2 protein-coding genes are annotated in these 7,670 nt (G+C 57.3%); both read left to right on the forward strand.

Annotated features, from left to right (window positions below; all coding sequences use genetic code 11):
* Positions 1-100 precede the first annotated feature (100 nt).
* Positions 101-3,955, forward strand: a complete 3,855-nt coding sequence (locus AACY18_RS06145; RefSeq protein WP_339464529.1) for an Ig-like domain repeat protein — start codon at positions 101-103, stop codon at positions 3,953-3,955.
* A gap of 223 nt (positions 3,956-4,178) precedes the next feature.
* Complete coding sequence (locus AACY18_RS06150) at positions 4,179-7,577, forward strand: hypothetical protein (RefSeq protein ID WP_339464530.1); 3,399 nt, start codon at positions 4,179-4,181, stop codon at positions 7,575-7,577.
* Positions 7,578-7,670: the final 93 nt, after the last annotated feature.

Here is a 7,670-nt window from a genome sequence, read left to right on the forward strand (position 1 = left end):
GGCGGCGTTGCTCATGACTTCTTTCAGATTATTTCGGCTTCCCCCGCGAAGAGATTTATCCGTCACACCGTTGCAAATCTATCCGGTGTACATCGCTGACATGACTCAGCCAGTTGCGAATGGCGACGGCGGTATCAACCTGGCAACGTTCGAAAATTCCGAGGCCGGCATATTCAGTATTATCGACCCTTACCCCGGGATGGGGGCTGGCGATGAAATCGAGGTTTTCTGGAACGACAACGTCATCTTCGAACTGAAAATAAAGCCCGAAGATGTCGGTAAAAGATTGTTCTTCTTTCTCCCGACCACTGAAATCGCCCCCGGCTACTCCGAGTGTTATTGCCAGGTGACCCGTTCAGGCGAACCGCTGCCGGATAATCCCTCCCCCGTATTGACGCTGTTGGTCAAATTGAATTTGCCCGCCGGCAAGGATGAGGAGCAGCATCTTCCCTGGCACTCACACCTCGACATTGTCGGGTTGCCGCAGGATGTCATCGACAATGGTGTCAGCAAAGAATGGTCGAGCAAGGGCGTGCCCATGACCATCAAGCGCTATCGAGAGATGACGGTGCGCGATGTCATCTGGGTGCGCTGGGGCAGTGTTCCTCTGCCCCCCCACGTAGTAACAGAAGCCGAGGTCGAAGGCACGCAAGAAATTGTCATCACCGCGTCGCCCGGTGACATCCTGACCGCCGGCGATGGCAATTCGTTGCCGATCAGGTACGAAATCCATGATGAGGTCTGGAACTGGTGCGAGAAATGGTCGAAGGAGACTACGGTTCAGGTGGATGCCGGTGCCGCTCGCCTGGATCCGGCCATTTTCGAAGATGCCGATGATCGCGAGCTCCATCTCGACCAACTGGACCATCAGGCGACCAATCTGCTGATCCGCCTCGAAATCAATAAAGAATTCACCACGGGCGACACGATAATAATCAATGTCGCCGGTGTCGGGGGCACCGGAACAGCGCCTCGCACGCTGACCGAAGAAGTCACCGTCGGCAAGCTGCCCTACATTCTCGAGTTCCCGATCCCTTTCGCATTTGTCAGTCTCTTCGCCACCGGGACGCTTGATGGCTCCTATGTACTGCACAAAAAAAGCGATGGCTCGAAGCTCTATTCCAAACGCACCTTCGTCAAAGTGATCGGCAACCCGGCGCTGTTGCCGGCGCCGATCATTGAAGAGGTAATCGGTGCCATTTTGCCCGCCGACAGCAAAACAGCGACCGTCAGACTTGCTTATCCGAGCCTTAAAGTCGGCGACTCGATCAACGTGATCTGGGAAGGCAAGAAACCAGATGGCAGCGCCTATGAGTATGAGGAAGCGTATGACGTCAGCAATAATGATGAGCAGGCAGGCTTTACGTACATCTATGTGATGAACGAGCACATTCTCCCGTTGAACAACGGCAGCCTCAAACTCTATTACCGGGTGTACAACGATGATCCTGCCGACTATGGACTCAGTGAGTCTGACTTTCTGCGGGTCGAGGTGCGCGCAGTTCCCGCCACTCTGCCGGCCCCCGATGTAGAAGAAGCAAAAGATGGCGTGATCGACCCGACGCTGGTTTATACCCAGGCTCATGTGCTGGTCAAACCGGTCAATTGGATGAAGGGCGACACGCTGACGTATCACTGGATCGGACTCTCCGCCTTCAGCTCAACCAAAGGCAGCAGACCCATCACTGAGTTGTCGATCGACAAGAACGCGCGCTTTCGGGTGGATGTCAAATACGTCTCGGCCAATATCGGCTATACGGTCACTGTCCGTTACACCCTGCTGCATGCCGCGACGGGAAAGTACAGCTATTCGGCGCCCTTCGAGGTGATGGTTGGCATCCCCGTGGGGCTTTTGCCTGCGCCTACCGTTTTACAAGCACCCAACGGTTCGCTGAACCCGATGGATGCGCTCAACGGTGTCGATATCGAGTGCAGTTATCTCAGCATGGACGAAGCACTCGACACCCTCGCTCTGAAATGGCGGGGGACGCCCGGGGCCGGCACTTCGGAGGACCTGGAACAACCCGCTGAACCTTCCGGCATCGTCACCTTTCACCTGCCCTCCTCGTTTGTGGGTGCCAACATTCGGCGCTCGGTTGACGTCAACTATGACGTACAGCGCTATGGCTTGTGGACACCCTCCGAAGCGCTGCCGCTGAACATCCTCGACTTCCAGGATCCGGAAAACGATCTGCCCACTCCGCATGTACCTCAGGCAGACAAGGCGGTTCTGGACTTGATGGAGTTTGTCGGCGATGCGAGGGTGCTGGTGAACGTATGGCCATTTATTGCCAAGGGCCAGCGCACGTGGCTCTATGTCGAGGGCGAAACCAGCACCGGCAGCTACCGGATCGATGTACTGAGAGATCATCAAATCAGTGACCAGCAAGTGGCTGGAGGCCTCGACGAACCCTTGCTCAGAAGTGAAATCCTGAAATTGCGGCACAGTTCTCCCGCCGTGGTGAAATGCAAAGTGATTTTCGACAACAGCACGGAAGAGACCGCTGCAATCGAGTTCCCTGCCCTGCCGCTGACTATCCGCACACGTTACGACTACGTGACCCCGGCCATCACCAGAATCCTCAATCCGCAAGGCCAGGAAATTCCCGAAGCCGGGTTGACCTACGACAAGCGCGTGACGATCCATGGCACGGCGACGCGCGGTGAAAAGGTCGAGATCAGGGTCAATGGTGTTCCCAAAGGCACACCGCAAGCCACGGATCTGTGGGAGTGGGAATCTCCTGCAGACGGCCTCGTCGAAGGCCTGCAAACCATTACCGTGAAAGCCTTGTACGACGCCGATGTACCGGACGGCAATCCACGCACATTTACCATCGGCATTGCCACCAAACCCAGTATCACGGCAGTCAATGACTCCAAAGGATCGGTCGCGCACAACGGCATAACTTACGACAGAGAAATCACCGTTGCCGTAATGGCAGATCCCGACCAGCGTGTGCAGCTTTATGACGAAAACGCTCCCATCGGCGACCCTGTCACTCTGGATGGTGAGGGCAACGGCTCGACAAAACTATCGACGCTGGCCCTGAAATCCTACGCCATCAAGGTACGAGCCCTTTATGGTGAACAACTGGAATCCCCCGCCCACAACTTTACGGTCACCCCCCACAAGGCCGTGACGCTGACATCGGTAAGGCACTCGGGAGGCGAGTTGAGTAACGGGGGACCTACTGTCGATACGTCGGTTGTTTTGACGGGCGGGGTCACGCCTTTGTATCAAGTGCAGATTTATGATTTGGGTGCAGCCACACATATCATCGTGTCCGCCGATGCCAAAGGAATCTGGACGACCCCCTTTGCAATCGCCCTTGGTGAACATTCGGTGTACGCCAAAGCATTGAGTACCGAGCAGATCTCCACAACGCGAACATTTCGCAGAATCCATCCAATGAGCTTCAACGAAAATCCGGTCACATTGGGTGGCAAGACCTATATTTGTGCGGGCTACCCTAACCTGTTCCCCACTCCGAATTCAGGTAACTCGATATTGCGATCAGCCACCGGGGGAACAGGAACCATCACTTACAGCACCAGCAACTCAGCGGTGGCAGCAGTTGATTCCAGAGGTTTTGTCACCGCCAGGGGGAGAGGCACAGCGACTATCACGGCCAGAGACACTGCCCAGCAATCCAAAAGCTTTACCGTAACAGTGACGAACGTCATTCTCTGTTTTGGCGGTGGGAATGGTGGCTGGAACATGGCCAACAGGAACGTCGCCGCAGTTGGGGCACGTATTCCCAGCATGGGGGAATTGAACGAAATACACGCCGCGTATGGCGCATCATGGCCCATGGGAAATCACCATTATTGGTCTACCGATAGGGGCAGCGATTGGTGGCCATTCAAAAGTAGAAGAACCAAGTATCTGGTTTGGGGCGGCTATGGCGACGCGAAAGAATTCGGGCATGCCTCGAATATTGTCGGGATTCGCTGACTCGCGGAGTGAAATACGCTATTAAAATCGCGATTGCCCTGCTTGATGTCAAACCGTGAAATCCGTTCTCTACGTCAGAGAATGGATTTCCGGTCACGAACTGAAAAGCAACGATACCGTTCGTCTGAATTCAACGTACACCTGTCAGATCTGACAGGTGCGCACTCCCCGGTTTTATCCCCTAATCACTCCATCGCCCCACCTTCGGCAGGAGTGCCCCGCGATGCTCGTCCAACCGCGCAAACCAATCTCCGTCCTGGCCTTGCTCGATCCGGAAATCCCCGGCGGCCGGATGCTGGATGACGGCTCCAGGGGCATCAACCTCGCCGCCGCACGACTCAACTACCCCGACAAGGGGTTGAAAGTCCAGATTCCCGCCTGGAACGACATGAGCAAGAGCGATAACTGCAAGGTGTACCTGGGCACCACCATGGTCGCGCAAAAGACCATCACCGAAGACATCGAGGTGGACAAGCACGTCACTCTGTTCATCGAGCCGCCGCGCTTGCCCAGCGGCGACTGGGAGCTGTCTTACCAGATCACGCGTTTCGGGCAGAGGCCCGAGCCAGGACCGATGATCAAGCTCTTCGTCAAACTCGAACTGCCCGGTGGCCAGGATATTAATCCCGACTATGGCCACTCCGAACTGACCATGGCCTTCGATCCGCCGGATGTGGTGCGCGACGGTGTCGACAAGGCCACCGCCGAGGCAGGCGTGCTGATCTACGCAAAACCCAAGCCCGGCGATGGCTGGCTCTACCTGAACTGCGCCGTCGGTGACGTGCTCATCCTGGCCTGGGCCGGGAAAACCGTGGAGTCCGAGCCCGTCACCCAGGAACAAATCGACGATCCGGAGGGTAATCCCATCGTGGTGCTGGCCGACCAGGCCACCATCCTCTCAGCCGGAGACTCCGACGGCGTGTCGGTCAGCTACAAGATCCGCGACCGCGTGTACAACGAGTCCGAAGACTGGTGCGAGGCCGTGCGTATTGTCGTCGACACCCAGGGCTTGCGCCTGGGTGCGCCCATCCTCAAACACGCCGACGGTCTCATCGTCGATCTGGAGGTGCTGGGGGACGAACCGCCGCTGGTGGAAGTCTGGGCGGAGGACGTGAACATCTTCAAAAAGTACGACGAGATCTACCTCAGCGTCTTCGGTACCGACGACGAAGGTAAAGAGATCAGCGAAGTGGTGATCCAGCGTATTGAAAGCACGCCGCCAGTGCGGGTCTCGATCGCGCACAAGAACAGCACCCTGCGTACCTTGGCCAAACGCACGGTGGTGTACTCCTATCATGTACGCCGCGGCGGCACCGTGGTCGACAATTCCATATCCAAGTCCCGCGCCTACAGCGTTATCGGTGAACCGACACGCCTGGCCGCGCCCATCGCAATCGACCAGATCAGTGGCGCGCTCGACCCCGACGCGCCCGAATACCGCATCTGCATTCCCCCCGATCCACTGATCACCCCGGAGAACGCGATCGAACTGAAATGGTTCGGCACCCGGCCCGACCTGACCACCTACGACCCGGACCTGGACTGGTATTCCCCCAGCGAAGACGAGGCCAATGCCCCCGAAGGGTTCATCGTCACCGTCGCCGGCGAACACGGCAAAACCATCGAGGGCGGCACGCTGCGTCTGTCGTACTGCCTGCTGAGCGATGAAGACGGCACCATCACCCGTCGCGCGTCCCTGCACGCCTCGCTGTTGAACATTGGCGAAGCGCAACGCGAACTGGTGAAACCCATCGTGCAGGGGGAAAAGGATGGCGTGCTGGACCCCAAAGACCTGCCCGGTGGTGTCAGCAAAATCACCGCGCCACGGCCGGTGGCTGTTCCGAGCGAGGCCAACGATATCGTGAAGTATTTCTGGATCGTTGAAGGCAATGAGCCTGTTACCGACTTTAAAAAACTCAATGCACTGTCCAAGGACAGGGACGTGGCTTTCCCGCTGAACGCGGCGTTTGTGGCCCAGCACATCGAACCTAATCGCGGGAAAAAAGTGCAGGTGCACTACGAAATCTTCCGGGCGGCGAGCAACACGACCAGTTATTCGAATGTGCTGGAGTTTGTCATCGGCGAGCCGGTGGAATTAATACCGCCGACGCTCGACTCCGTGATGGGCTCGCCCAGTGGGCGCGAGATTCCGCAGAATGGTTTTACGGTAGAAACCGCCGTCACGCTGTCCGGAGCCGCTGCCAAAGGCCAGGAAGTCGAGATATTCGATGGTGCCACCGCCAAAGGCCGAGCGACCGCTACCAATGGCGTGTGGACGTTCCCGGTGTCAGACCTGACGGTCGCCGCGCACAGCTTCAAGGCCAAGGCCTTGTATGGCACAGGTGCCGAGTCGGCGGCCAGAACCCTGACCGTGACCGCAGCCACCGCGCCTACGCTGACCTCAGTCAAGGGCTCGCCGAGCGGCAATGAAATTCCGCAGAACGAAACCACGGTAGAAACCGCCGTCACGCTGTCCGGTGCCGCCGCCAAAGGCCAGGAAGTCGAGATATTCGATGGTGCCACCGCCAAAGGCCGAGCGACCGCTACCAATGGCGTGTGGACGTTGCCGGTGTCAGACCTGACGTTCGCCGCGCACAGCTTCAAGGCCAAGGCCTTGTATGGCACAGGTGCCGAGTCGGCGGTCAGGACCATAACCGTGGCCGCAGCCACCGCGCCTACGCTAACCAATGTGCTGGATGACAAAGGCGTTGAGGTGCTGGAAGCCGGCTTCACCGTCAGCACGACCCTTACCCTCAAAGGGGCGGCGAATAAGGGGCTGCAGGTAGAGATTTTTGATGGCAGCGGTGCAAGTGCGGTGCCCAAGGGCAAGGTGACTGCCGATAAAGAGACCGGTCTCTGGAGTCTTACGATTACCGTGCCTTTTGGGGCGCGGCGGTTGTATGCCAAGTCGCTGTATCACAGCACTCCGGTGTATTCCAATGTGCGATTGCTGACGGTGACAGAGCCACTTTCAGTCGAAACGACGCCGATGGTGCTGGATGGCGTAATGGTGAGAAGTGGCTATTGCCCGAACTTCAACGGTGTCGATGCCATTGACAACACAATGGTTCGCACTCCCACTGGCGGCCTCCCGTCCTATACCTATCGTTCCTCGAACAGCGCAATCGCGGCGGTTGCCAGTAGCGGCAAAGTCACGGGAATGGGCAACGGAACTACAACCATCGTTATCACTGATCAACGTGGTGCGAAGGTCAGCTACTCAGTCAGAGTTGCCAATATCTACGATTTGTGGGTGCATGGAAACGGAGACTGGACTTACCCGAGATACCAGCAATCGCAGGCGCAAAGAGGACATATCAATTTGACACCGCAAATCCGCGCGGTCATGGAGCGCTGCTTCTTCCAGCCTTGGTTCAATTGGACTGCAAGCCCGCCGTATCCTCACCTGGCCAATGCGTGGACCGGCACCGCCAGCGGAGACTCGGCCGAGGTTTACAACGTAGATACCCGCAGTTTCGGATGGCTGGTGCAATCAGCCAACCCCCATCACGGGTTGAGTTTTTTATTGCTTAATGTGGGTGTACTCGGAGCGACGAGTAGCAATGAGGAGCCGGTAGAGGCCAGAGAAGCGTCTGTGCCGCCGTTGAACAACAATGATTAATTGAGACCTGCTGCGGTAAAGCAATGCCTACAGTCGTAGTCCTTAAAGCCGCGCGCCTATTAAAAAGTCGCGCGGCTTTTGGTTTTAAACTCG

This window comes from Pseudomonas sp. EA_65y_Pfl2_P74 (assembly GCF_963970575.1).
Classification (GTDB): Bacteria; Pseudomonadota; Gammaproteobacteria; order Pseudomonadales; family Pseudomonadaceae; genus Aquipseudomonas; species Aquipseudomonas baetica_A.